Annotated in this window: 24 protein-coding genes and 1 pseudogene; 14 read left to right on the plus strand and 11 right to left on the minus strand. The window is 72.8% G+C overall.

The genetic code is table 11. The features are described from left to right. Positions 1-6: 6 nt before the first annotated feature. On the minus strand, positions 7-750 hold the full coding sequence (locus tag K2224_RS20875) for an IclR family transcriptional regulator (RefSeq protein WP_221909848.1): 744 nt from the start codon (positions 748-750) through the stop codon (positions 7-9). A 282-nt stretch (positions 751-1,032) separates the two neighbouring features. On the opposite strand from K2224_RS20875, the gene K2224_RS20880 reads away from it, so the two are divergent. Both K2224_RS20880 and K2224_RS20885 read left to right on the plus strand, forming a co-directional pair. Beyond that, positions 1,033-1,353: a bifunctional 3-phenylpropionate/cinnamic acid dioxygenase ferredoxin subunit gene (locus K2224_RS20880; RefSeq protein ID WP_221908039.1), complete on the plus strand. Its 321-nt coding sequence runs from the start codon at positions 1,033-1,035 to the stop codon at positions 1,351-1,353. Continuing rightward, complete coding sequence (locus tag K2224_RS20885) at positions 1,350-2,543, plus strand: NAD(P)/FAD-dependent oxidoreductase (RefSeq protein WP_221908040.1); 1,194 nt, start codon at positions 1,350-1,352, stop codon at positions 2,541-2,543. Before K2224_RS20880 ends, K2224_RS20885 begins: the two co-directional genes overlap by 4 nt. A gap of 145 nt (positions 2,544-2,688) precedes the next feature. On the opposite strand, the gene K2224_RS20890 is transcribed toward K2224_RS20885, so the two are convergent. Further along, entirely contained in the window at positions 2,689-3,042 is a 354-nt protein-coding gene (locus tag K2224_RS20890; protein WP_221908041.1) for a PH domain-containing protein, read from the minus strand. Positions 3,043-3,164: 122 nt separating this feature from the next. On the opposite strand from K2224_RS20890, the gene K2224_RS20895 reads away from it, so the two are divergent. Beyond that, the gene (locus K2224_RS20895) at positions 3,165-3,764 is read left to right on the plus strand and encodes an AAA family ATPase (RefSeq protein WP_260692854.1); all 600 of its coding nucleotides are present in this window, start codon (positions 3,165-3,167) and stop codon (positions 3,762-3,764) included. A 52-nt stretch (positions 3,765-3,816) separates the two neighbouring features. Here K2224_RS20895 and K2224_RS20900 read toward each other — a convergent pair whose 3' ends face one another. Beyond that, a complete protein-coding gene (locus K2224_RS20900; RefSeq protein WP_260692855.1) occupies positions 3,817-5,112 on the minus strand; it encodes an alpha/beta hydrolase in 1,296 nt (431 codons plus the stop codon). Between the two features lie 270 nt (positions 5,113-5,382). Here K2224_RS20900 and K2224_RS20905 point away from each other — a divergent pair, with 270 nt between their 5' ends. Next, positions 5,383-6,381 (plus strand): helix-turn-helix transcriptional regulator, encoded by a 999-nt coding sequence (locus tag K2224_RS20905; RefSeq protein ID WP_221909851.1) that lies wholly within the window; start codon positions 5,383-5,385, stop codon positions 6,379-6,381. A 44-nt stretch (positions 6,382-6,425) separates the two neighbouring features. On the opposite strand, the gene K2224_RS20910 is transcribed toward K2224_RS20905, so the two are convergent. Both K2224_RS20910 and K2224_RS20915 read right to left on the minus strand, forming a co-directional pair. Further along, positions 6,426-6,602 (minus strand): hypothetical protein, encoded by a 177-nt coding sequence (locus tag K2224_RS20910; protein WP_221908042.1) that lies wholly within the window; start codon positions 6,600-6,602, stop codon positions 6,426-6,428. Between the two features lie 532 nt (positions 6,603-7,134). Further along, positions 7,135-9,564, minus strand: a complete 2,430-nt coding sequence (locus K2224_RS20915) for an ATP-binding cassette domain-containing protein (RefSeq protein ID WP_221908043.1) — start codon at positions 9,562-9,564, stop codon at positions 7,135-7,137. 602 nt (positions 9,565-10,166) lie between these two features. Between K2224_RS20915 and K2224_RS20920 the strand changes: the two genes are divergently transcribed. Continuing rightward, positions 10,167-10,598 carry a protein phosphatase gene (locus K2224_RS20920; protein ID WP_221908044.1) on the plus strand — a complete coding sequence of 144 codons (432 nt, stop codon included), beginning with the start codon at positions 10,167-10,169 and terminating at the stop codon, positions 10,596-10,598. Positions 10,599-10,837: 239 nt separating this feature from the next. Here K2224_RS20920 and K2224_RS20925 read toward each other — a convergent pair whose 3' ends face one another. Both K2224_RS20925 and K2224_RS20930 read right to left on the minus strand, forming a co-directional pair. Further along, the gene (locus K2224_RS20925; protein WP_221908045.1) at positions 10,838-11,131 is read right to left on the minus strand and encodes a hypothetical protein; all 294 of its coding nucleotides are present in this window, start codon (positions 11,129-11,131) and stop codon (positions 10,838-10,840) included. Further along, positions 11,128-11,877 carry an HNH endonuclease family protein gene (locus K2224_RS20930; RefSeq protein ID WP_260692856.1) on the minus strand — a complete coding sequence of 250 codons (750 nt, stop codon included), beginning with the start codon at positions 11,875-11,877 and terminating at the stop codon, positions 11,128-11,130. Before K2224_RS20930 ends, K2224_RS20925 begins: the two co-directional genes overlap by 4 nt. A 79-nt stretch (positions 11,878-11,956) precedes the next feature. Here K2224_RS20930 and K2224_RS20935 point away from each other — a divergent pair, with 79 nt between their 5' ends. Further along, positions 11,957-12,541 (plus strand): AAA family ATPase, encoded by a 585-nt coding sequence (locus K2224_RS20935; protein WP_221908046.1) that lies wholly within the window; start codon positions 11,957-11,959, stop codon positions 12,539-12,541. On the opposite strand, the gene K2224_RS20940 is transcribed toward K2224_RS20935, so the two are convergent. Then, complete coding sequence (locus K2224_RS20940) at positions 12,529-13,575, minus strand: DUF5954 family protein (protein WP_221908047.1); 1,047 nt, start codon at positions 13,573-13,575, stop codon at positions 12,529-12,531. The genes K2224_RS20935 and K2224_RS20940 overlap by 13 nt on opposite strands. Before the next feature lie 181 nt (positions 13,576-13,756). Here K2224_RS20940 and K2224_RS20945 point away from each other — a divergent pair, with 181 nt between their 5' ends. Then, positions 13,757-14,269 carry an NUDIX hydrolase gene (locus tag K2224_RS20945; RefSeq protein WP_221908048.1) on the plus strand — a complete coding sequence of 171 codons (513 nt, stop codon included), beginning with the start codon at positions 13,757-13,759 and terminating at the stop codon, positions 14,267-14,269. 89 nt (positions 14,270-14,358) lie between these two features. After that, the gene (locus K2224_RS20950) at positions 14,359-15,075 is read left to right on the plus strand and encodes an N-acyl homoserine lactonase family protein (protein WP_221908049.1); all 717 of its coding nucleotides are present in this window, start codon (positions 14,359-14,361) and stop codon (positions 15,073-15,075) included. 14 nt (positions 15,076-15,089) lie between these two features. On the opposite strand, the pseudogene K2224_RS41430 reads toward K2224_RS20950, so the two are convergent. Continuing rightward, positions 15,090-15,638 (minus strand): annotated as a pseudogene (locus K2224_RS41430) (maleylpyruvate isomerase family mycothiol-dependent enzyme); the annotation flags it as partial. A gap of 156 nt (positions 15,639-15,794) precedes the next feature. Here K2224_RS41430 and K2224_RS20960 point away from each other — a divergent pair. The 6 genes from K2224_RS20960 to K2224_RS20985 all read left to right on the plus strand — a co-directional run bounded on the left by K2224_RS20960 (position 15,795) and on the right by K2224_RS20985 (position 21,251). Beyond that, the gene (locus K2224_RS20960; RefSeq protein ID WP_221908050.1) at positions 15,795-16,436 is read left to right on the plus strand and encodes a C39 family peptidase; all 642 of its coding nucleotides are present in this window, start codon (positions 15,795-15,797) and stop codon (positions 16,434-16,436) included. A 161-nt stretch (positions 16,437-16,597) separates the two neighbouring features. After that, positions 16,598-16,897 carry a MarR family winged helix-turn-helix transcriptional regulator gene (locus K2224_RS20965; RefSeq protein ID WP_221908051.1) on the plus strand — a complete coding sequence of 100 codons (300 nt, stop codon included), beginning with the start codon at positions 16,598-16,600 and terminating at the stop codon, positions 16,895-16,897. Next, positions 16,894-17,736 (plus strand): bifunctional 2-polyprenyl-6-hydroxyphenol methylase/3-demethylubiquinol 3-O-methyltransferase UbiG, encoded by an 843-nt coding sequence (locus K2224_RS20970; protein ID WP_221908052.1) that lies wholly within the window; start codon positions 16,894-16,896, stop codon positions 17,734-17,736. Before K2224_RS20965 ends, K2224_RS20970 begins: the two co-directional genes overlap by 4 nt. Positions 17,737-17,924: 188 nt before the next feature. After that, complete coding sequence (locus K2224_RS20975) at positions 17,925-18,230, plus strand: hypothetical protein (RefSeq protein ID WP_221908053.1); 306 nt, start codon at positions 17,925-17,927, stop codon at positions 18,228-18,230. A gap of 183 nt (positions 18,231-18,413) precedes the next feature. Beyond that, positions 18,414-20,063, plus strand: coding sequence for an APC family permease (locus K2224_RS20980; RefSeq protein ID WP_221908054.1), 1,650 nt, complete (start codon positions 18,414-18,416; stop codon positions 20,061-20,063). A 414-nt stretch (positions 20,064-20,477) separates the two neighbouring features. Next, positions 20,478-21,251 (plus strand): class I SAM-dependent methyltransferase, encoded by a 774-nt coding sequence (locus tag K2224_RS20985; RefSeq protein WP_221909853.1) that lies wholly within the window; start codon positions 20,478-20,480, stop codon positions 21,249-21,251. A gap of 46 nt (positions 21,252-21,297) precedes the next feature. Here K2224_RS20985 and K2224_RS20990 read toward each other — a convergent pair whose 3' ends face one another. Next, the gene (locus tag K2224_RS20990) at positions 21,298-21,741 is read right to left on the minus strand and encodes a hypothetical protein (RefSeq protein WP_221908055.1); all 444 of its coding nucleotides are present in this window, start codon (positions 21,739-21,741) and stop codon (positions 21,298-21,300) included. A 197-nt stretch (positions 21,742-21,938) separates the two neighbouring features. Then, positions 21,939-23,300 carry a DUF2254 domain-containing protein gene (locus K2224_RS20995; protein WP_260692858.1) on the minus strand — a complete coding sequence of 454 codons (1,362 nt, stop codon included), beginning with the start codon at positions 23,298-23,300 and terminating at the stop codon, positions 21,939-21,941. Between the last annotated feature and the right edge of the window lie 320 nt (positions 23,301-23,620).

Here is a 23,620-nt window from a genome sequence, read left to right on the forward strand (position 1 = left end):
AACCCGTCAACAGGCGTACCCCATCCGGCGGGAGAGCTCCTCACCGGCGGCGACGGTGCGCTTGACCACCTCCGGCAGCCGCGCAGCGTCCAGCCGGTAGGCGGGCACCGAGACACTGATCGCGCCGATGACCGAGCCGTCGTGCGCCCGCACCGGCGCGGCGACCGCGCGCAGCCCCAACTCCAGTTCCTCGACCGCGACCGCGAAGCCCTTCTCGACCACCTCGGCGAGCTGGCCGCGCAGTTCGACCGGGGAGGTCACGGTCCGCTCGGTGAGCCGCGGCAACTTCCTCGCCAGCACGGCGTCCTGGACCGGCCCCGGCTGGTAGGCGAGCAGCGCCTTTCCGCTGGACGTGGCGTGCAGCGGCGTCCGCCGGCCGAGCCAGTTCTGGGCGGTGACCGACGCCGGCCCGCGGGCCTGCATGATGTTGACCGCGGCATCGCTCTCCATCACCGCGATGTTGACCGTCTCGCCCAGTTCGTCGGCGAGCGTCCGGCAGACCGCCGCGCCCTCCTGCGAGATGTCCAGCCGCACCGCCGCGGCGCCGGCCAGCCGCAACACCCCCGCGCCGAGGTAGTACTTGCCGCGCTCCTGCTCCTGGGCGACCAGTCCGCGGTTCTCCAGCACGCCCAGCAGCCGGAACGCGGTCGACTTGTGCACCCCCAGCTCGTCGGCTATCTCGGTCACCCCGGCCTCGCCGAGTCCGGCGAGGATCTCCAGGACGGTCACCGCGCGGTCCACCGACTGCACCGCGCTCACCGCGCCTCCGGGCGGTCTTCCCGCCACCGTTCGACGCGGCTTCACGTCCGGCCTGCCTGCCGGCTGCTTCTTCGCGTGCGCCTCCGCCTTGGCCGTTTTCGTCATAGGTCCGTGTCACCACCCAGCTCGCTGCCACCATCCAGCGGCCCGATCGGGCCGACATTCCCGGAGACCGCTTGACGCGCCGGGCCCCCAACTGGATTCTGTTGCGCATAACGCTCTGTTGTGCGGATTGCGAAACTCGATAGTACCGAACAGTAATAGGGGGGCCCAGTGATTCCCGTCTGCCATCTCGCTGACCTGCCCGCCGGCGAGTCCGTTCGCCTCGACACCGCACCTCCGATCGCCGTCTTCAACGCCGACGGAGAGCTGTACGCCATCGACGACACCTGCACCCACCAGGACGCCTCACTCGCGGACGGCTGGCTGGAGGGGTGTCTGGTCGAATGCCCGCTGCACGCCGCTTCATTCGATCTCCGCACCGGAGCGCCGGTCTGCCTGCCCGCCCGCCGCCCCGTGCGCACCCACCCCGTCACGGTCGAGGACGGGATGGTCTACGTCCACCTCACGGCCGAGGAAGGGACCGCGGCATGAAGTCGGTCACCGTCATCGGAGCCTGTCTGGCCGGGCTGTACGCCGCACGCGCCCTGCGTGCCCAGGGCTACGACGGCCGCCTCACGCTCGTGGGCGACGAGCCGCACCTGCCCTACGACCGCCCGCCGCTGTCCAAGGAGTTCCTCACCGACCCGGCCACCGCGGACGGTTCCGCCGACCCGGCCGGCGAGGCCCCGCTCGCCCTCACCGACGCCGAGGAAATCGCCGGCCTCGACGCGGAATGGCTGCTGGGCACCCGCGCCACCCGACTCGACACCCGCCACCGCGCCGTCCACCTCGACACCGGACGCGTCCTGACCACCGACGGCATCGTGCTCGCCACCGGAGCCGCCCCGCGCCGGCTCCCCGGCCCCGCACCGGCCGGCTCGTACACCCTGCGCACGCTCGACGACGCCGGCGCCCTGCGCGCCGACCTGGCCCGCGGTCCGGCCCGGGTCGTGGTGATCGGCGGCGGCTTCATCGGCGCCGAGGTCGCCGCGTCCTGCACCGCCCTCGGCCACCAGGTCACCGTCGTCGAGGCCGCACCCCTGCCCCTCGTGCCCCAACTCGGCGAAAAAATGGCCGAGTTGTGTGCCCGGCTGCACGGCGACCACGGCGTCGCCCTGCTCACCGGCACCGGCGTCCGGGAACTGCGCGCGGACGGCGACGGCCGGGTCACGGCGGTGGAGCTCACCGACGGCCGCCTGCTCACCGCCGACATCGTCGTCACCGGCATCGGTGTGCGACCGGCCACCGACTGGCTGGCAGGCTCCGGCCTGCCGCTCGCCGACGGGGTCCGCTGCGACGCCGGCTGCACCACCCCGATCCCCGCCATCGTGGCCGTCGGCGACGTCGCCCAGGTGGCCGGCGCCCGCGCCGAACACTGGACCAGCGCCACCGAACAGGCCGCCACCGCCGTCCACAACCTCCTCGCCGGCCGCACCGTCCGCACCCACCGGGCACTCCCCTACTTCTGGTCCGACCAGTACGGCGTCCGCATCCAGTTCGCCGGCCACCGCGCGCCCGGCGACGTCCCGCGCATCGTCGAGGGATCCCCGGACGACCGCAGCTTCCTCGCCCGCTACGAACGCGACGGCCGCACCAGCGCCGTCCTCGCCCTCAACCGCCCCCGCCCCTTCATGCGCCTGCGCCGCGAACTGGCCCGCCCGTCGCACGCCACCACCGGGTGACCGCCCCGCGGCGCCCTCCCCCGCCGCCCGTACGAAGCCACCACCCAACGCCCCACCGGACGACGGAAAGGACCATGACGGTGGACGGCGGAATCCGGCTCGGCGACCTGGTCGTGGTCACCCTGCCGGCCCGCGCCGGTCGCCGCTACCGCCGGCCGCCGCCCTCCACCACCGCGCCCGGCGGCACCCGCTCACGGAGGACCGCCGCCACGGCGTCCGGGTCGTCAGGGGTGAGGAACGGCCGGACACGGCGCCCGAGATCGAGGACGAACGCGGTGGTCTTGGACATCCGCCGAGGGTCCAGGCTCGCCCAGTACCGGGGGTGCCCGGTGCCCCAGATACGGCCCTGCCCCGTCAGGGCACCCATCTCCACCCGCCGCACCGAGCGGATCGCGGTGTACGGGATCGTCTTGGTGCCCCACGGGAAGTAGTAGCCGCGGACCCGCAGCGCGTCCGGGGTGCAGGTGATCCAACGGTCCTGGTAGTAGGGGGTCGTCACGAGCCGCCCTCCCTCCGGTGGTGGTCGACTTCCTTCCGGATCTGCTCACGTCGAGCATACGGAGCCCGGCCCCGTGGAATATTCGGGGGCCCGGTGGGACGGCGAAGGACATAATCGGCGCCATGACCGCCAACGTTCCCGAGACCCCCACGCCCGGACGGACCGCCCCTCAAGGCCCCTGGCTGGCACCGGGAGTTGTGGTGATCACCGGCATCCAGGCCGCCGGCAAGTCCACGGTGGCGCAGGCCCTCGCCGAGCGGCTGCCCCGGTCGGTGCATCTGCGCGGTGACGGCTTCCGGCGCAACATCGTCCGGGGCCAGGTCGGCATGACCCCGGACGCGGCGGCGGAGGCCCTCGCACAGCTGCGGTTGCGGCACCGGCTGACGGCCGCCTGCGCGGACGAGTACGCCGCGGCCGGGTTCACCGTGGTCGTACAGGACATCCTCCTCGGCGAGCATCTCGCCCGGATGGCCGCCGACGTCTCGACCCGGCCGCTCGCCGTGGTCGCCCTGCTGCCCGATCCTGAGACGGTCGCGGCGCGCGAGGCGGGCCGGCCCAAGACCGCGTACGGCCCGGACTGGAGCGTGCGCGATCTGGACGCACTGCTGCGCTCGGAGACGCCCAGGGATCTCGGGCTGTGGCTCGACACCTCACGGCAGACAGTCGAGGAGACGGTGGACACGATCCTCGACCGCGCGTGGACCGAGGGAGCGGTGGCCTGACGGCACGGCCTCGTTGCGGGCGCCCTCGTGGTCGCCCGCCGACGCCGCGTCGTCACTCCCGCGGCAGATGCCGGGCGAAGAACCTTCGCACCCAACTCCGCACCAGTGGAACGGATTCGGCCGGTCCGATCGGCCCGACCAACGCCCGCCGGTCGGCGACGTCCATCAGCCCGGCGGCTTCCAGTTGCGGGGCGATGGCCGCGTAGTCGGTGAACACCCAGTGCGCACCCCGGGCGATCTCCCCCCGGCGGACCCGGCCGCCCGAGCGTGCCCGCACCGCCGACCAGGAGCGTTCGCGTTCGTCCCTGCCCGCGAAGCCCGCGCTGCCGAGCAGCAGCAGCGGCCGGTCCACCCCGTCACGGGCGACGGGGAACAACTTCCCCGGCCGCCCCGGCGCCGGTCCTGGATGGTCGAGATAGCCCTCCATATTGACCGCCACCCGGATCCGCCGGTCCTCGTGGAGCGCCTGGGCCGCGGCGGTCCCGCCCGCGGAGTGGCCGTAGACGCCCACCCGCCGCAGATCCAGCGCCCGGCCGAGACCGGGCGGCAGCGCTCGGCCGACCGCGTCCGGATTGCCACCCGCCGCCAGCACCGCCAACTGCCCGAGGACAAACCGGAGGTCGGCGGTCCGGGTCTCGATCATGGTGCGGAAGACATCGGCGTCGCTTCGCGGATCGCTGCGGAACACGGTCGTCCGGACCTTCTCCGGCCGCCCCGGACGCGTCACCGGGAACTCCACCTCGCTGGTGTCGCCGGGGTGATCGAGCGCGACCACCACCGCGCCGTGCCCGGCCAGGTCCTCCGCCAGGCCCGTGCCCAGAGTGCGCGGGTCGCCGCCGCCCGGGGAGTAGAGGAGCACCGGCGCGGGGACGTCCCTCACGGGCGCGTCGGTGTGTGCGTGGGTCCTGGTGGCCGCCCAGTTCACGCCACTCGCCGGCAGGTGGTGCACGGCGGCGTCGAGCTGCCCGAAGACCATCGCCGCGGCCTCGGTCATCTGCCGGGCGACCGGGTGACCGTGCACCGCACGGGCGGGGTAGAAGACGGTGAGCATCAACTCCCTTACGCGGATACGGGGTTCCCAGGGATCGGGTCGGTCCGGATCGACGAGACAGAGCGTGGTGACGCCGACCGGGTACCGGCCACCGGGTGCCGGCAGGCGGGGCGTCAGGCGGGCCCGTTCCCGCGCCGGCGCGCCGCCCCGCTCCCCCGGCCTGTCCCGCCCCGGTGCCCGCTCCCGCCCCTGGGCGGCGCCCGGGCCGCCGGCGCCGAGCAGCGCCGCGGCCGCCACCGTCACCGCCGACCTGGCGACCGTCCGCCGGTCCACCCTGCCACCGGCGCCCACGCCCACGCCCGTACTCTCCCTTGCCGGTCTCCACGACATCGCTCCCCCTCGCTTCCCGGCCGCGCCTCCGCGCGCCGTCAACTCCCGGCGGCCATCGCTCGCTTGCCGCTTCCGTGCCGCGTTCCTGCCGCCCTCCTGCCGCCGCCCTGAGGGCCGGTGGCGGGTCGGCCGTTCACCGGCATCGTGGCTGCCGCGGCCGGAAGGCGGCGATCCTTTAGGCTCTGGCCGAAAGGGTGGCGCCGCCGGTGGCGGGGCGACGGGGAGACAGGGGTGGCAGTGATCCGGATCCACTTCACGGCCGCCGACTTCGCCCGGGTCCGGTTCGCACCCCGGCCGGCGCCGCTCCAGGAGCTGAACGTGGCGCTGAGCATGATGTTCCGGCGCGACGCCGCGCCGCTCTTCGGCCGGTGGCGGCAGCGCACGCTGCGCGCCCTGCCGCCGGCCGCCCAGCCGTTCGGGGATCTCGTCCCCGGTCTGCGGGCCCCGAGCTTCCTCGACCAGTTCGGCGACGACCTCGACGAGGCTTTGGAGTCCGTACGGGCCACCCGGCCGCAGCTCGTTCGCTCCGAGGTCGAGCGGGTATACGCGGGGCAGTTGGCACCGACCCCGGCCTGGCTCCATGACCTCCACCAGGGCGGCACCGCTGCCTGGCGGCTGCTGCGCCGGGCCCAGTACGCCGCCTTCGACGCCGTGCTGCGGCCCGTCTGGCCGCTGATCCAGGACCTGCACCATGCGGAGTTCACCCGCCATGCGCTGACCGTCGCCGAACACGGCCTGGCCGCCGCGCTCGACGGGCTCACCGCCGGCGCCCGACTACGGGGCGATTGCTGGGAGTTCGCGGCCGACGCCGCACTGCGCCGCGATATCGCACTGAAGGGTCGTGGGGTCGTCCTCGTCCCCACGTTCCACTGGTCGGGGCCGCCGCTCCTCGCCGATCCGCCCGGCGGCCCGCTCCACGTGACCTATCCGGCGGGGCCGGGGCTCCCGCTTCCGCCCTCTGCGGTCGGCGGTACCGACGAGGCGCTGGCAGCGGTGCTGGGCCGAACCCGTCTGGAGATCCTGCTGCTTCTGGCAGAGGAGCACACCACCGGCGCACTCGCCCGTCGACTGTGCGTCAGCAATGCCACCGCCTCGACGCACGCCGCGGCGCTGCGCGGGGCCGGGTTGCTCACCACGGAGCGTGCCGGCCGGGCGGTGCTGCACCGTCGGACGGCGCTCGGGACCCTGCTCGTCCATCGGGGCCGGACGGCGGGCCCGCGCCCGGCACAGCGGTGACCGTGGACGGCCCGGGGGTGATGCCGTCCACGGTCACCGGACCCTCAGCGCAGGGCTGTCACATTGGTGGCCTTCGCCCCGCGCACATCGAAGATGACCTGCTGGCCGACGTCGGTGGTCTGCGTCTCCATCCCGGAGAACGGCAGCCGCTCTCCGCGCTCGTCGGCGATGATGCCCACACAGTCGCTCTTGTTGAACAGCACGATGGTTCCCTGTGGCATCGCTTCCTCCGTGGACGGACAGATCTCGGCGGCGGGCCGCTCCCGCCGACTGCACTGAGTAGGAAACGTATGACGCAACGTGCGGCAAGTGGGAAGAGACCGACGGCCCGTCGGCCACAGGTTGACCGAAAGCCAGCCTTCGGAAATTAGCGTTCGCGATGACGCAAATGACATGCGGGCGACGCCGTCCCGATGCGTCCCGCCCGGGGGCGCCGGGCACCGACCCCGAGACGGCTCACAGCCGCTCACCGGAACTCCTCCTTCCGTTCTCCCGGCTCCCTCCCATGGCACGGCGCCGAGCCGGGCCGTCGCCCACGTTTCAGCTTCGAGCCGGGAGCCCCCGCGTGCGTCTCCCGGCACCGCGCGACGAGTTGAGCCCACGGCGGACCAGGATGCGGGGCCGGGGGCCGACGGGCGGGGACGGAGGCCGGTCCGGTCCGCCGGCAAGCGGTCCGGTCCGGCCCCCTCAGCCCAGGCTCGTCCCCCTCTCAGCCCAGTCCGTCCCCCTCCCGGTCCAGGCCCGTGCCCCTCCTCAGCCGCAGGCGCCCTCGGCGGCCCCGCACCGCTCGTCCTGGTGCCGGCGGACGGCCTCCGCCGCCCAGTCGCACATCGTCAGCCGGGGCAACATCCCGGCGTCGAACCAGTGCAGCAGTACGCCCTCGGTGAGCGGCAGCGCCGCCGCGTCGCCGTTCCAGTGCCCGAGGAAGACCTGGATGTGCCCGTGTACGGTGCCGTCCGGCCCGGAGGGCCGCAGCAGCGCGAACGGCACCAGGTCGGGCACCACCAGCTCCGCCTCCTCGCGCAGTTCGCGGGCGATGGCCTCGTAGGGGGTCTCGCCCGCCTCCGGGGCACCGCCCGGCAGAGACCAGGTGCCGGGGTTGCGGATCTCCTTGTGCGCGTCCCGGAGATGGAGGAGGTACTGCCCCTGTTTGTTGACGAGCAGTGCCGCGGTGCCCGTGATGACGGGCCGCTGCGCGGCGGCCTCGGTGTCCGCAGGCACCGACGGCAGCACGTCCGTGAGGGCAGTGACCACGACCGGTCCGCTCTCCCCACTCTCCGAGTGCACGCCGCTCTCGCCGCGCTCCGCCGCCCGGTGCACCTCCCGTGTGTGCTGGTAGGCCCACAGGTCCCGGAACAGCCCCGGCTGCGCGACGAGTTCGGGGAACGTGCCGTGCTGGACGACCTGCCCCTTGTCCATGACCAGGATGCGGTCGGCCACCGCCACATTGGTGAGCCGGTGGGTGATCAGGACCACCGCGCGGGTCGCCGCGATCTCCCGCAGGCCGGCGAAGATCCGGTGCTCGCCCAACGGGTCCAGCGCGGAGGTGGGCTCGTCCAGGACGAGCAGCCCGGCCGGACGGTGGAACGCCCGGGTGAGGGCGATCCGCTGCCACTGCCCACCGGAGAGCTCCTGTCCGCCGAGCCAGTCGCGGGCCAGCACGGTGTCCAGGCCGGAACGCAGCTCGGTGAGCACCTCGTCGGCGCCGGAGCGGGCGCAGGCGTCATGGATGTCCGCGTCGCCGCCCTCGGTGGACCGGCCCAGGGTGATGTTCTCCCGGGCGGTCAGCGGCCAGCGCGCGTAGTCCTGGGGCACCAGGGCGACCTGCGACCACATGGCCTGCGGATCGAGGTCGCCGGTGGGCACCCCGTCCCAGGTGACCGCCCCGGTCGTCGGCAGATACAGCCCGCTCAGCAGTTTGGCCAGGGTGGTCTTGCCGCTGCCGTTGTAGCCGACCAGGGCGATGACCTCGCCACGCCGCAGCGTGAACGAGACGCCGCGCAGCGCGTCCCGGGCCGCCTCCTCGTAACGGAAGACGAGGTCCTGGACGCGGATCTCGCGTGGGGCCGCCGGGACGACGGTGCCGCGACTCATCCGGAAGCCGCCGGCCTCCGCCAGGAACTCCGACCAGTCGTCCATGTACAGCCCGGTGCGCATGATGCGGGCGCCCCCGGCGACCAGGCCGCGCAGCGCGGTGCCGACCGTTTGCAGCGCGAACACCGCGGTGCCGGCGTGCCCGACGCTCATCCGGCCGGTGGCCAGCAGCCACACCACCGCCCCCCAGACCGCCGTCGAGGCCAGCCCGCCGCAGACCGCGCCCACCGCGGACATCCGGGCACCGGTGTCGGCCGCGCGCCGGTCGGCGCGGTTGATCCGCTCGGTGATCTGCCGGTAGCGCCCCACCAGGAAGTCGGCCATGGTGCCGGCCCGGACCTGGTCGGCGGCGTACCGGTCGCAGACGTGCCAGCGCAGGATCGACAGCAGCCGGTAGTCGCCGCCGGCCCGCAACCGCGCCAGGTAACGCACCCGGGCGGCCCCGACCTGGGCCACCGCCTGCGGCAGACTGGCCAGCATCAGCAGCGGCAGCAGCGCCGGATGCAGTGCCGTCAGCACGCCCGCGCCGGCCGCCAGCGAGGCGACCGAGGCGATCAGGTCCTGGCCCTCCCCCACCAGGTCCTGCGCGATCTCGGCGCCCCGGTCGGCCGCCTCCTTGCGGTGGGTGAACCCGGGTGCGTCATAGGCCGACAGCTCGACCTCGGTGACCGCCTGGAGCAACCGGAGTTCGGCCTCCCGGGACATCTGCGGCCCCAGTCTCGACGACAGCCAGGCGACCACGATCCCGAGCGCCGCCCGCACCCCGGCGGCGGCCGCCAGCAGGACCACCGACGGCCAGGCCCCGAGCAGCCGGCCGTAGAGGTCGCCGCCGGTCAGCAGCGCCGTGAGGGTCCCGCTGACCGCTAGCAGTCCGAGCGCCTGCATCGCGCCCGAAGCGACCTGGCAGACCAGCAGCCCCAGGGCCGCCCAGCGGTCGGTGCGCCAGGCCAACGCGACCGAGCGCCGCACCAGTTGCGGCAGGCGCCGTGCCATGTCCACCAGCCGGATCTGCCGCGCCGCCCGCTCCCGGCTGCCGGTCCGGTCGACGTACTGCAACACCTCCCCGTCGACCGTCCCCCCGCCCGTCACCGCCCCGGGTTTCTCCTTCCGCACGCGCCCGGAACCCCCGTCCCCAACCAGCTTTCGCAACATCCCTCTTACTCCCTTTCCAGGATCCTCGACTCGCGTTCGTGCCTTCGCGCTCGTTCTCGTTCTCGCCCTCGTGCTCGTGCTCGTGCTCGCCGCAGGGGGCGGCCGGCCCCGGCGTCCACGGTGTCAACCGCATGCCGCGCCCGGGTTTCCCACCCCGGAGAAATTCGAACGAAACCCGGCCGCGCTCCCTCACGGCCACCGGACCCGCTCCTCTCCCCCGAGGCGCACGATGGGCACAGGTGCCCTACAAAACGGCCCACTCCGGTCCCCGTAACGGGGCATCCGGGGGCAGATGATGAACGCACGTTCCCCTGCCCGGAACAGTCCGTGGGGGGCCTGGCGGATGACCACCGGCGACCGCTCGAACAGCCCGGGTCGCTCGCATGGGGGGTTGCGGACGAGGAGTCCGGACCCGGCACTGGCGGGGCCTTGCGGGGCGGGGAGGCGAGGACCGGCGCGCGGGCCGAAGCCAGGACCCGGCTTGCGCCATCCCCCTCAACTCACCCCGGGTGAACGGGGGCAGGCCCTAGGGTGAACGAGTGACCGAGACCTGGAACGCCACCGATCCCGGAGTCCTGCGCCTGCCCTCCGGTCGCCTGGTCCGCGGCCGCGGCCTGCGCCACCCGCTCCCCGCCGGCCCGACACCCACCTACGCGGTGTATCTGCTCGGCAAGCAGCCGCCCCAAGTACCTTGGGAATCACGGTGGTTGGCCTGGCCCGACTTCCGTCTGCCGCACAGCCGCACCGAGGCCGAGCACGTGTTCCGCGAGGCATGGGAGCGCGCGGCGGAGGAACGGGTCGAACTCGCCTGCGGCGGCGGCCGCGGGCGGACGGGCACCGCGCTGGCCTGCCTCGCCGTACTCGACGGCGTACCAGCCGACCGGGCGGTGGAGTTCGTCCGCCGGCACTACGACCGGCACGCCGTGGAAACCCCTTGGCAGAAGCGGTACGTCCGCCGCTTCACGGCATGACGAGGACGGTACCCACGGCGCCGGACCCCCACCCGGCAGCGGGCACGGAGACGGACGTCGACACCGGTACGGACGCCTGCTTCTGGCCCGCGGACGCCGACGAGAAGGCCGTCGGGGCGGGACGCCGTCGGGGCGGGACGCGGCTGACGCGGCATGGGCACCCGGCGCGGGGCGCGGCGACACGGGGTACGGGCACGGGGGCGCGCTGACGCCGTGAACGAGGTCGTGGTGGGTGCGCCTCAAGGACGCGGCGGGGTGCCGGGCACCTGGGCGGCGCCGCCGGTGCGCACCGCGTCCAACACGGCCCGGTGGAGCACGGCCACGCCGCCGGGCGGAATCCGGACCGGCCCGCCTTCGAGGTCGTAGCGGTCCTCCGCCCCGGTGTAGTGGATGACGACCCGGGCCGTGCCGTCGCCCCGGTCGGTGGTGGTGACGGTCAGGTCGCCGGTGATGACGCCGACCTGAACCGTCATCGCGCCACCGGGGCCGGCGGTGACCCGGTCGGTGAGTGCGTGGTGATCGGGGATGGTCACTGTTCGCAGGTTTCCAACATCTCGTCGAGCTTGGCCTTTTCCGGTTCGGTGACGTTCAGGTGGTAGAGGTGTTTGACGTCGGTCCAGGCGCGGGCGTAGGTGCACCAGTAGGCGTGCCGCGGCGGGGCCCACTGGTCCGGGGACTGGTCGCCCTTCTGTCGGTTGGAGGAGGCCGACACCGCGATCAGCTGGGAGTGGACGAGATCGTTGGCGAACTTCCGGCGCTCCGGGGTGGTCCACTCGTCGGCACCGGACCGCCAGGCGTTCGCAAGCGGCACGATGTGGTCGATGTCGAGCTGCCCGGAGACGGTGAAGATCTTGGCGTCGTATTCGCTGAACCATGTCCCGGACACGGCGCGGCACTTCTCGTCCTCCTTGACGTTCTTGCCGTCCCGGGCGAGGACGACTTCGCGGGTGTCGCATTCGCCGTACTGCTTGATCCAGTGCGGGAATTTGGCCCGGCTGTAGCCGTTCATCGAATGCGGTGCCGCGACGTGCAGGCCGGCGAGTTCGGTCCGCACCTCGCCCACGGGCGGTGGCTCCGGGAGACGCGGCGGAATGGCGTCGAATGCGGCGGCGGGCCGCGTCGCGGGGGCAGGAGCCGGCCCCGCAATCGGGTCGGCTATCGCGGTGGTCGATCCGGTCGGCAGAATTGTCGCGACGATCAGGGCTGTTGTGGTGGCGGCACGGCGCCACCAGGCGTTGCTCATCACCCGGGAAGCATCGCCCGCGAAGCGATTCCGCATTCCGGAATTCACTCATTGGAAGGCAATCCTCGGAATCTCGAACATAATTGAGATTTCAGCGGGAGAGGGAGGGCTGCGCATGACGACGGACAGCGGCCGGCCGGCAGGACGGGCGGCGCCCGGCTGCCTGATCGTCTCCGGGATGCCGGGGGCCGGGAAGTCGACGGTGTCGCCGCTGGTGGCCGCGCACCACGAACGGGCGGCGCACATCAACGGGGACTTCCTGTCGTACATGGTCGTTCGGGGGCGGGTCGGATTCCTCGGCCGACCCGCGGCCGAGTCGCGGCGACAGTTGCTGCTGTGCGCCCGCAACATGTGCACGCTCGCCAACAACTTCGCCGAGCAGGACATCTTCCCGGTCATCGAGTACGCCATCGCCGACCGCGAACTCCTCGACTTCATGGCCGAGTTGCTGCTTCCCCGGCCGGTGATGTTCGTCGTACTGGCCCCGCCTCCGGAGGTCTGCCGACAGCGCAACGCCGCCCGCGCCGCCCAGGAACGCGTCGACTACGACATCGCCCCCTTCTACCGCGCGATGCAGGAGGAACTGGGCGCGGTGGGGTGGTGGCTGGACAGCTCCGGACAGACGCCCCAGGAGACCGCCGCCACGATCGCGGCCGAGGCCGGGCACCGGGCGGTGCTCGCCGCCGGTCACCGGTCGTAGTGCAGGGTGCCGTCCTCGTCCATGGTCGGATGGATCTTCGTCGGGCCGTAGTCGTCCACGTCCGACGGGCGAGGCGGCTCCGGGCCGTCGGGGCCCGTCCGGACCATCCGCTCGACGCGGCAGATCTGGAACTTCCGGTCGCCAACTTGCACCTCGTCCGCCCGGCCGGCGGCCTTGAACTCCTCGGCGGCCCGCGCGTACCGCCTCCGCTCGTCCTCGTCGAACTTGTACAGCTCGGGCCAGAACTCGACCATGGCGTCGAAGAGCAGCCGCCGCGCCTCGTGCGGCGTCGGCATCAGCGCGCCCCGCGGCTGCCAGCCGCCGGAGCGGCGTTCGGCGACGGCGAAGCCGACGGGCAGCAGCACGACGTCCGGGTGGGTGGTGCAGGCCCGCTCGGAGTCCTCGCGGACGGCGGCCGGGAAGCGCGGCCCCGAATAGGCGAAGTCCTGGAGCGCCACCTTCATGGCGGCGGCCATCGGGCTGGTCTCCCGGCCGGGGACGAGACCGAAGTCCCGGTCCGGTGAAGGGATGTCGTTCTGGCCATCCCACTTACGGTCGGCCGGCTCGGGATCGGTGGGCCGGGGCGGCTCCAGCCCGGCCGGGCCGGTGCGGGCGAACTCGTCGCCGCGGACGATCCGGTAGCGGGCACCGCACACCGTGAGCTCGTCGATCGGTTCGCTCTCCAGTCGCGCCACCGCGGCGAGCAGTTCGCGCCGTACGGCGGGATCGTCGGTTTCGTCCTTGGCCTTGAACCAGAGATGGGAGTTGAGGGTGTCCCGGGCGTCCTGCGGGGTACCGTCGGTCACGGGCTTCAACAGCCGCCATCCCGGGGCGGGTTCGGACCCGTTCCCGTGGGGTGCGGCACGCGCGGGGTCGAGCACGGCGAGACCGAAGACCGGGCCGCGGAGCGCGAGGTCCGGGTAGCGGCGGGACGCATCGACGGCATCCGCCTCCGCGACCCACTCGGCCGGATCGTCGCGCCGCACCAGTTCCTCGTGGAGCCGGTCGATCTGTCGCTTCCAGTCATCGGTCATGAGCGCATTGTGGTCGTTGCGCGGGCCGAGTCCGGCCGGAACGATGGATGTGGCCCACCCCCATGGGTGAATGTGGGGGAAAGTGTTGCCACCCCCGGGACCGGGGCGGCTCGCCGCTCGGCGAAGAGCCGAGAACCAGAAGACGAAGAGCCAGCAGACGTAAAGCCGAGAAAGGGACGGGATGGTCAGCGGAACGGGCACGGGGACGAACGCGGTGACGAGCCGGCAGCGCGGTGACCGGCCGCCGCAGGCACAGGCCGCGTTCGGGGTGGGCGTCATCGTGCTGGACGCGGACGGGCGGATCCTGCTCGGTCTGCACCACGCGGGCACCTGGGAACTCCCCGGCGGCAAGGTCGACCCCGGCGAGAGCGTGCGGTCCGCCGCGGCCCGGGAACTCCGCGAGGAGACCGGACTGCGGGCCGAGCCGGACGACGTCCGGATCTTCGCGATGCTGCACGACGACATCCAGGGCCTGAACCGCATCACCATGGCATCCCTGGTCACGCACTGTCAGGGCACGCCGTACGCGGCGGAGCCGCAGAACATCGGCCGCTGGGAGTGGCACTCCCCCACCGCGCTGCCCGGCCCGCTGTTCACCCCGTCCGCGCAGATCCTCGCCGTGTGGCGCCCGGAGTTGGAGATCGCCGCGCCGAAGGCGCACCGGCTCGATGTGATGTGCGTGGGGACGACCTGAGGGGGACACCCGGGTCGACAGGGCCCGCGGTCGGGCAGGGCCGCCGCGGTTTCGCTGCGGCCACCGGCGCACTCCGGCAATCATGAGGCATGCCTACAACCTCAGCGCACACCGCGGTGCACCGGCTCGACCTGGGCTACTTCATACGGCCGGCGTCGGAGACCGGCGGCCCGGAGCCCCGGGTGGAGCCGGCACTCGCCTATCTGGTGGAACACGAGCGGGGCCGGCTCCTCTTCGACACCGGCATCGGCGCCGCCGACCCGGAAACCGAGGCCCACTACCGACCCCAACGCCGCTCCCTCCAGGCCGCGTTGGGCGCCGTCGGGGCGTCCCTCGCCGACATCTCCGTCGTCGTCAACTGCCATCTGCACTTCGACCACTGCGGCGGAAACCCCCTGCTGGCCGGGAAACCCATCCTGGTACAGGCCGTGGAACTGGCCACCGCCCGCCGGGGCGACTACACCATCGACGAACTGATCGACTTCCCGGGCGCCTCCTACGAGGAACTCACCGGCGAGGCCGAGATCTGGCCGGGCGTGCGGATCGTCCCGACGCCCGGCCACACCGACGGACACCAGTCTCTGGTCCTGCACCATCCCGACGGCACGGTGGTACTGGCCGGCCAGGCCCACGACTTCGCCTCGCACCACGCCTGCGACCACCTGGCCCGCCGGGCCGCCCTCGACGGCGTGGCCCAGCCGCTCCCGAGCTACCGCCCATGGCTGGACCGGCTCGCCGCGTTCGACCCGCGCCGGGTGTACTTCGCCCATGACGGCTCGGTCTGGGAGCCACCGCGCCCGGCGTGACCGCCCGGCCCCGTTCAGGCACCCGGCTCCCCGGCACCGTCCCACCCGGGGAACGGCGGCAGGGGCCACGCCGGCGGCACCGGAAGCCGTCCGGCGGGCACCGCCACCCCCTCGGTGCTCCGACCGCTCAGCCATCCCAACAGGGCGTGCCCGGGCCCGGCGACCGTCGGCCCGGCCGCCCGCGACAGGCTCCAGACCCGCTCCAGGTCGACGGCCTCGACCCGGGCGAGGGGGAAGTCCCGGGCGGCCAGCGCGGACAGGGTGCTGTCCAGCGCCCATGCCACATATCCGGCGGGCCAGTCGGCCGTGCGGTACCCGGCGCCCAGGTCGACGTGATGGGTCTCCAGCTCGCGCCAGCACCGGTAGAGCGTGTACCAGGCCGGATGCGCCCAGCCGGCCAGCGCGCGGACCGGCGCTTCCCATGCCCCGGCGGGCATGGCGCGGGCGTCCTCGACCAGCCGCGCCAGGGCGGACCGGACGTCCTCGGCCAACTCGGCCGCCGGGCGTCCCGCTCCGTCCGCCACCGCCCGCGCGAGCTCCGCGCGCCCGGCCCGCGGGCAACGGTCTGCCCAACGGGCTCCGGCACGCTTCGACTCCCGGTTTCCGGCACGCTTCGGGACACGTCGTCCCCCTCCCGATCTCGACGCGGCTGCTCAGAGCCGCTGGTTCTCAGATTTGCCGGCTCTCAGCGGTACTGCTCCTCACAGGTACCGTGCACCATGACCAGCCACCGCACCCGCGCCCTCGTCCACCCCGTCCCGTACCACTCCCAGTGGGCGTCCCCCGAACTCGTTCCCGCGCTGCTCGCCGGGACCATGTCGGCCACCGAGGACCCCCGCTGGCCGGACTACGGCGCCAAGAGCCCCGAGGAATACGAGTGGTGGTCGTGGCGACTGTGCGGGATGGCCTGTCTGCGGATGGCACTGGACTTCTGGCAGCTCCCTACCCCCACCGCGATGGACCTGGCCGCCGAATGCGTGGAAGCGGGCGCCTACGTGCGCCATGCGGACGGCCTGCACGGCCTGATCTACGCACCGTTCGCGGCCTACGTGGAGCGCCGTTGGGGGTTGCTCGCCGAGTCCCGGCCCGAGCTACCCCGGGAGGAGATCCCCGCACTGATCGGCACCGGCCGACTCGTCCTCCTCTCCGTCCACCCGTCCATCCGGGACGCGGATGCCACCCCGCCGCAGCGGGGCGGCCATCTCGTCCTGGCCGTCGGCGTCACCCCTGACCATGTCGTCGTCCACAATCCCTCCGGACTCCCCGACCACTCACAGGAGTTCGCACACGTCACCTGGGACACGCTGGACCGGGTGTACGCCGGACGCGGGGTCGTACTGGGGAACCGCATCACGACATAGCCAAGCCCCCTGCCAGCCCGTCGAGTTGGCCAATCCGACGACCAACAACAGCTGTCCTCACCGCCCTCTGGTAATTGCTTGAGCAAGCAGTTACGTTGCCGACGTGATCGAGTTCGGGTCGAAATCGGATGGCGGCCCAGCCGCGCCCGCAGCACCCGCCGGTGACCGACCGGATCGGGCTTCAGGTCAGCACGGTCACCCGTCCGATCGGCCGCCCGGAGGCGCAGGATCCGGCCCGGCGGACCGCCGCCCCCGGCGACGGCCGGGCGGTCGCCGCCGGCATCACCGAGGCCGGCCGGCAGCGGTACGCGGAGGCGACGCCCACGTACCGCGCGGCCCTCGGTGCGGCCATGGGCGCCTCCCTCTCCAACGTCTTTCCCGCCGACCTCGCGGCATGGGTACGTACCGGCGAGTCGGCCGTGCGGAGCACGCCGCACGCCTCCGAAGGGATCCACCGATGACCACTGCTGACGAGCACTACGCACAACTGCTCGCCGAGCACTACACCTGGATGCTGGGCGGCGACATATCCGCCGCCGCCTCGGGCCAGCTCGAACTCCTCCGGGGGCTGGGCGTCCATGCGGAGTTCGCCGCCTCCGACGGGACCGGCAGCCGGTCCGACGAATACCGCAGCCGGTCCGGCAGTACGGACGACGGGGGCCCGGTCGGGGACACCCTCGCCGTCGATCTCGGTGCCGGCCCCGGTACGCAGACGCTGGCGCTGACCCGCCTCGGCTTCTCCCCCGTCGTCGCCGTGGACACCAGCGAGCGCCTGCTCGCCGAACTGACCGCGGCGCACGCACGCGCCGGCGGCGCCCCGGAGGCGATCCGCCCCCTCCGGCGGGACCTCCGCGACGCGCTCGCGGAGGCGGCGCCCCCGGCCTCCGCGGCCGTCGTGGTGTGCATGGGCGACACCCTCCCGCACCTGCCCGCCAGGGAGGACGTCAGCCGGCTGCTCCGCGACGTCGCGCACGCGCTGCGCTCCGGCGGCCACTTCGTCGCCACCTACCGCGATCTGACGGCCGAGCTGCACGGCACGGACCGCTTCCTGCCCGTCCGCAGCTCGGAGGACCGCCTGCTCACCTGCTTTCTCGAATACGTCGACGACGACACGGTGATGGTCAACGACCTGCTGCACACCCGCACTGCGGCGGGTTGGGAGATGCGGACCAGCAGCTATCCGAAGCTGCGGATTCCGGCGCAGTGGCTTGCGGAGCAGTGCCGCGCCGCCGGCCTGGACGTACGGCGGGACGAGACCGGACCTCGGGGTCTGCGGATCCTGCACGCCGTCAAACCGTGACGTGACGCGTCGAGGCGGCCCCGCCTCCGATGCCCCCGTATGAGTGATGGCCAACTCCCCCCATCACAAAGGAACATGGACAGGAGAAGCAAGAAGAGGCACGCGGGCAGCGGCAAGGACGAGAAGCGGCAACCGGTGGCGCAGCTGGAGCGGCTGGCGCAGCGCGGCGACGGGGAGGGAGCGCCAGGGTGGCAACGGATACGCACGGCGGGGCCACCGGGCGAGACGGGGTCCGGCGCATCCCCTCCGAGCGCCTCGGGCGGGACGGAGCGCGCCGCATCCCGTTCGGGGGCATCGGCCTCGCCCTCGCGCTGGCCGTGAGCGTCACCGGCGTCGCCTGGACGGCCGGGCTCGACGAGACCGGCGTGGAGGTCGCCCCGCCGAGCACCGACCCCCTCCACCATCCCTCTGCCGCCCCCGTCCCGCCCAGGGCGACGGCGACGGCGCCGTCGCCGTCGCCGTCGCCGGACCACGCTCGGCCCTCGCACCCGTAGGACCGCAGGCGCTGCCCCTCCGCTGCCTCCTGGCGTCCGCCGGGCGGCGCTCCCGGCGCGGCGCGCCACGTCCCCTCCCAGCCATCCGGAACTATGGGGACAAAAGGTACGCGTACAGCAGCCCGCCCGTGCGGCTTCAGCGGGCTCGCCGCCACCCGTCGCAGCAGAACGAGGGCACGCCCCATGGAGATGCACACACCGCCCGCGCCGGCCGCGCCCCGGAATCCCGGCCTGAAACGAGAGATCGGACTGATCGGACTGATCTGGACCTCCGCGGGGTCCATCATCGGATCCGGATGGCTGTTCGGGTCGTTGTACGCGGCGCAGGCGGCCGGCACCGCGGCGCTGGTCTCCTGGGGCATCGGGGCCGCCGCCATCATCGTCCTGGCGTTCGTGCACGCCGAGCTGGGGGCGATGTACCCGGTCGCGGGTGGCACCGCGCGCTTCCCGCACTACGCGTTCGGCAGCGCGGCCGGCGCGTCCTTCGGTTGGTTCTCGTGGCTCCAGGCGGTCACCGTGGCACCGATCGAGGTGATGGCGTCCCTGAACTACCTCAGCGTGCACGCCCCTTGGGTGCAGACCGGGAAGAACCACCTCACCCCGGCCGGCTACGGACTCGCCGTCGCCTTCATGGCGTTCTTCGTCGTGGTCAACTTCTTCGGCATCCGGTGGCTGGCCCACACCAACAGCGTGGCGACCTGGTGGAAGCTGGCCGTCCCGGTCCTCACCATCGTCGTGATGGCGGCCGCCGCCTTCCACCCGGGCAACTTCGGCTACCAGGGCTTCTCGCCGTTCGGCGCCAAGGGCATGCTCTCGGCGGTCAGCACCAGCGGCATCATCTTCGCCCTCCTCGGCTTCGAGCAGGCCGACCAGTTGGCGGGCGAGAGCAGCAATCCGGCGCGGGACATCCCCCGGGCGGTGGTCGGCTCGATCCTGGTCGGTGTGCTGGTGTACGTCCTGCTCCAGGCGGTGTTCATCGGGGCGCTCCCGCAGAGCGCGTTCGCGCACGGCGGCTGGGCCGATCTGTCGTTCAGCGGCAAGGCCGGGCCGTTCGCCGGCCTTGCCACGTCGATCGGCCTCGGCTGGCTGGCGACGCTCCTCTACATCGACGCGGTCATCTCGCCGTCCGGCACCGGCCTGGTCTATGTGACGGCCACCTCCCGGGTCTCGTACGGGCTCTCCCGCAACGGCTATGTGCCGGAGGTCTTCGAGCGCACCACCAGGCGGGGGGTGCCGTGGCTGGGCCTGCTCGTCGCCTTCGTCGTCGGGCTGATCGTCTTTCTGCCGTTCCCCACCTGGCAGAAGCTGGTCGGCTTTGTGACGTCGGCGAGCGTGCTGATGTACGCCGGTGCCCCGCTCGCCTTCGGCTGCCTGCGGAAGCAGGACCCGGACCGGCCGCGTCCGTACCGCCTGCCCGGCGGACTCTTCTGGGCCCCGCTGGCCTTCGTCGTCGCCAACCTCATCATCTACTGGACCGGTTGGGACACCCTGTGGCGCCTCGGTGTGGCGATCGTCCTCGGATATCTGCTCCTCGGCGGCTCGGCACTGATCAAGCTCAACCCCACGCCCCCGCGCCCGAACTGGCGGAGCGCACAGTGGCTTCCGGTGTATCTGCTGGGCTTGGGCGTGATCTCCTGGCAGGGCGGCTTCTGTAGCACGGGCCCGGCGTCGAAGGTGTCCTGCGGCGCGACGGACGCCATTCCGCTGTGGTGGGACATCGCGCTCATCGCCGCGTTCAGTCTCGCCATCTACTTCTGGGCCCAGGCGGTACGCCTCCCCGACGCGGAAACGCAGGAGTACATCGGGTCGGTGGAGGTGGTGCCCGGGGGGTGAGCGGGGCGTGGGCGCGACTTCCGGGAAAACAGGCCGTGGCTCGGCCGGCAACGGGCCCGTGGTGGGCCGGGACGGGGCGACGGGCAGGGGTTCCGGTACACCGTGGAGGGGCGGGCCCGCAGACCGCGGCGCAGCGCGCCAGGCGGGCGATCGAGCACTTCGACCCACCGGCCCGACCTGGCCACCGGCCGCACTCCGCCATAGCCTCGCCGAGTAGCACCGGAAGTCGGGAGCGCGGGAAGTCGACAAGCACCGGAAGTCGATACGTACCGGAAGCCGGGGCGCGTACGACGTCAGAGACTGCGGCGAGCGCGGGAGCGCAGCAGCCGGGGAACGGCAGGGGGCGGGCGGATGGCCGGGGTGGCTGCGGTGGACGGGTGTGCGGAGCCGGAGCGGTCCGGTGGGGGCGCGCAGGTGGAGCGGAACATCCGGACGATGGAGGACGTACTGCGGCTGCTGGACGGCCTGTTCGCGCCGGAGGCCGACCGCTGGACGGCGGGTGCGGCCGGCTGGTGGGACGACTTCTATGCGGACCGCGACCGGCCGGTGCCGTTCTTCGTGGCCAAGCCGGACGAGAACCTCGTCTCGTATCTCGATCGCGGGCTGATCACCGTGGGCCGCGCCCTGGACCTGGGCTGCGGTCCGGGCCGGAACGCGCTGCACCTCGCCGCGCTGGGCTTCGAGGTGGACGCCGTGGACCTCTCCCCCGCCGCCGTCTCCTGGGCCGAGGCCCGCGCCCGCGAGGCCGGGACAGACGCAGCGGCAGCGGTCCGCTTCCACTGCGGCGATGCCTTCACCGCCCTCGCCGATCCCGGCGACTCCGCGAACGGCGCACGCACCGGCGGCCGCTACGACCTGATCTACGACTCCGGTTGCTTCCACCATCTGCCGCCGCACCGGCGCATCAGCTACCTCGCCCTCCTCGAACGTTCCCTGGCCCCCGGCGGCCACTTCGGTCTCACCTGCTTCGCGGCCGGAGCGATGGGTTCGGAACTGCCGGACGCCGACTTCTACCGTGAGCCCGGCCTCCATGGCGGCCTCGCCTACACCCCGGAGTCGCTGCGCGCCCTCTTCGCCGATCTGGCGGAGGTCGAACTGCGGCGGATGCGTGACGAGCCACCGGAGTCGCCCTCCTTCGGGGAGCCGTTCCTGTGGACGGCGTTGTTCCGGCGCCCGGGTCGGGCGTAGCCGCGGTGGGCGGGCCGGCCGGCTGCCGGGACCGGCCCGCGGTGATCTACCTGGCGGCGAACAGGCCGCGTAGATGGCTGCCGTTGGCGACCACGAGGGCTCCCAGCAGGGCCAGACCGCAGACGCCCTGTTCTATCTTGAGCCACACCGGGAACGAGCCGGGGATCGCGATGATGACGGCGATGGCGACCGTCATGACGGTGGCGACGATCCGCATCCTGCGGTAGGCCCCACGGGAGCCCCGGGCCGCTCGAACAGCGAAGGCGTACGTCAGCAGAGCGCTGACCGCGACGATGCTCGCCCGCACCCAGACGGCGTCCGTCACGAGAGCGGTGTCGCCGCGGAGCAGGTAGATGGCCGCGAGGGTGAGCACGCTGAGTCCGAGGTAGCCGCCGATCAGCAGCTTCAGGCCGCGGAACGCCCTTATGCTGCGGGGGTGTTGGAGCGCCTCGGCGGGAACCGCGGCGGGGCGCGCGCTCCGGGCATTCATGATGGTGGTCCCTTCTGCTTCCCTGCTTCCCGACGGGGCGGTGTGCCCCGCCGAACGGTCACCTCCAGGATCCGGCCGCCGGGACCGCCGTTCATCGCCCTCACGAACGACTCCCGAAGCACCCCGCCTCGGGGCGCACTGCGGGACACCCCTTAAGGGCCCCGGCCCCACAACTCAGGGTCGAGGCCCGGCCACATTCAGAAGCGGCGGGCCAGGCCCTCTCTGGCGTCGCCGGCCTCCGTGCCGAGGCCCTGGGAATCGGGGAGGCGGGCCAGGCGGCCGTCGAGATCCTGGGGCCACTGCGCACCGACCTCGGCGTCCATCGTCGCCAGCCGCGAGCGCAGCGGCCCGACCTGCTCGGGAGTGCACACCTCGGCGACCGTGGCATACAAGGCGCGCAGCCGTCGCTGTACCTGGAGCGAGGCGCTGCCGAAATGGCGGATTTCATCCGTGGCGATACAGACGTAGTCGGGCCAGGAGCGGGTGCGGTGCTGGAAGGCGGCCGGTGCTGCTCCTGGCTGCCGGGCGGAGAGCCGGGGCGCGATCATCACCAGCAGGTCCTCGATGTGGTCGAGGCACTGCACCGCGCGCCCGGGGTCGTTGATCGCCGGGGAGAGTGCCTTGAGCGCGATGTCGACGAACGCGCGCAGCGCCCCGGCCGGGTCGGTGCCCGCGCTGTAGGTGGTGCCGAACAGTAGATGGCGCATCAGGTCTCTGCGGTCCCGCGGCCGCGCGCCCGGGTACACCAGGAACAGCGGTGCCTCCTGGGCCACGAAGTCACCGATCACCGGAACGAGTTGGATACGGGCCCCGAGCCGCCGTGCGAGCCGCTCCAGGCCGCGGTCGTCGCAGGCGATGAGTGTCTGGCCGCCCCTGGGCGGGGTGCCGAGGCGGATCACCGTGGGCTCACCGTCCGGCGAGACGCCCGGAGAGGGGTCCGCCGAGGCGGTCTCAGCGGCGGGCGCGCCCAGGTCGCCCTTCGGGTGCGTACGGTCCACGGCCCGGCGCCCCTCGGTGGCCAGGTAGCGGAGCAACTGCCCGGAGTTCAGCACGGTCGTCACACGGGCGACCAGCGCGAAGAACAGCACGGCGCACACCGCGGCGAGCAGGATCGCGAAGAACATCGAGATGACGGGCCGGTAGCTCTCCTGGCTGACCGCGAGCCGCACCGAGATCATCAGTGTGTAGACGAACGTGGCCATGAACGTGCCGATCGCCCAGCGCATCACGGCATCCTGCTGGAGGATCGGCACCACCCGCACCGACAGCTGCGAGGCGCCGAACTGCATGGCCAGCGTGATCGCCGTGAACACCAGACCGGTCAGCGTGATCATGCCGCCCGCGACGGCGGAGAGCAGCGTGGACATCGAGCCGCTGTCCAGATGGACGAAGAACGCTTCCCCGAGCTCCTCCCCGTAGAAGGTGACCTCGCGGTCGATCAGCGGGAACAGCCAGGACAGGAACAGGCCGGCGGCCAGCAGCACGACCGGCAGCGCCCAGATGCGGGGAGCGCGCAGCCGGTGACGCGTGAGACACCACTTCCAACGACCGCGGACCATGATCCGAAGGTACCGATCGACGACGGGCCGCCGTGCCTGCCGCACCCCGGGGGGCCGCGCCCGTGACTCGTTCGGCCGGGCGGCTGCGTACGCGGCGGTGGCCGTCCGGCGGTGGGCCCGGATGGTGCTGCGGGCCCCGGAGACCAGTTATGATCTTGGTGCAGCTTCGCCCCGCGGACAGCGGGTGCGGATCGTGCGTCCGTGGTCCAAGGAAAGACGTCCACCAACCGGTGGGAGATGCAGGTGCAAGGCCGGCCGGGCGCTCCGTGAAGGTCCCTTCCCCGTATGGGGAGGGGACCTTCTGCTTTCTCTTGCCGACC

Origin of the sequence: Streptomyces sp. BHT-5-2 (assembly GCF_019774615.1) — a bacterium.
Taxonomy (GTDB): domain Bacteria; phylum Actinomycetota; class Actinomycetes; order Streptomycetales; family Streptomycetaceae; genus Streptomyces.

Coding starts and splice junctions, on each gene's coding strand:
- K2224_RS20940 (WP_221908047.1), bottom strand. CDS start 13,575: ATGACCGATGACTGGAAGCGACAGATCGACCGGCTCCACGAGGAACTG.
- K2224_RS20895 (WP_260692854.1), top strand. CDS start 3,165: ATGACCGCCAACGTTCCCGAGACCCCCACGCCCGGACGGACCGCCCCT.
- K2224_RS20990 (WP_221908055.1), bottom strand. CDS start 21,741: ATGAATGCCCGGAGCGCGCGCCCCGCCGCGGTTCCCGCCGAGGCGCTC.
- K2224_RS20970 (WP_221908052.1), top strand. CDS start 16,894: ATGACCACTGCTGACGAGCACTACGCACAACTGCTCGCCGAGCACTAC.
- K2224_RS20945 (WP_221908048.1), top strand. CDS start 13,757: ATGGTCAGCGGAACGGGCACGGGGACGAACGCGGTGACGAGCCGGCAG.
- K2224_RS20930 (WP_260692856.1), bottom strand. CDS start 11,877: ATGCGGAATCGCTTCGCGGGCGATGCTTCCCGGGTGATGAGCAACGCC.
- K2224_RS20885 (WP_221908040.1), top strand. CDS start 1,350: ATGAAGTCGGTCACCGTCATCGGAGCCTGTCTGGCCGGGCTGTACGCC.
- K2224_RS20995 (WP_260692858.1), bottom strand. CDS start 23,300: ATGGTCCGCGGTCGTTGGAAGTGGTGTCTCACGCGTCACCGGCTGCGC.
- K2224_RS20980 (WP_221908054.1), top strand. CDS start 18,414: ATGGAGATGCACACACCGCCCGCGCCGGCCGCGCCCCGGAATCCCGGC.
- K2224_RS20960 (WP_221908050.1), top strand. CDS start 15,795: ATGACCAGCCACCGCACCCGCGCCCTCGTCCACCCCGTCCCGTACCAC.
- K2224_RS20910 (WP_221908042.1), bottom strand. CDS start 6,602: ATGCCACAGGGAACCATCGTGCTGTTCAACAAGAGCGACTGTGTGGGC.
- K2224_RS20950 (WP_221908049.1), top strand. CDS start 14,359: ATGCCTACAACCTCAGCGCACACCGCGGTGCACCGGCTCGACCTGGGC.
- K2224_RS20935 (WP_221908046.1), top strand. CDS start 11,957: ATGACGACGGACAGCGGCCGGCCGGCAGGACGGGCGGCGCCCGGCTGC.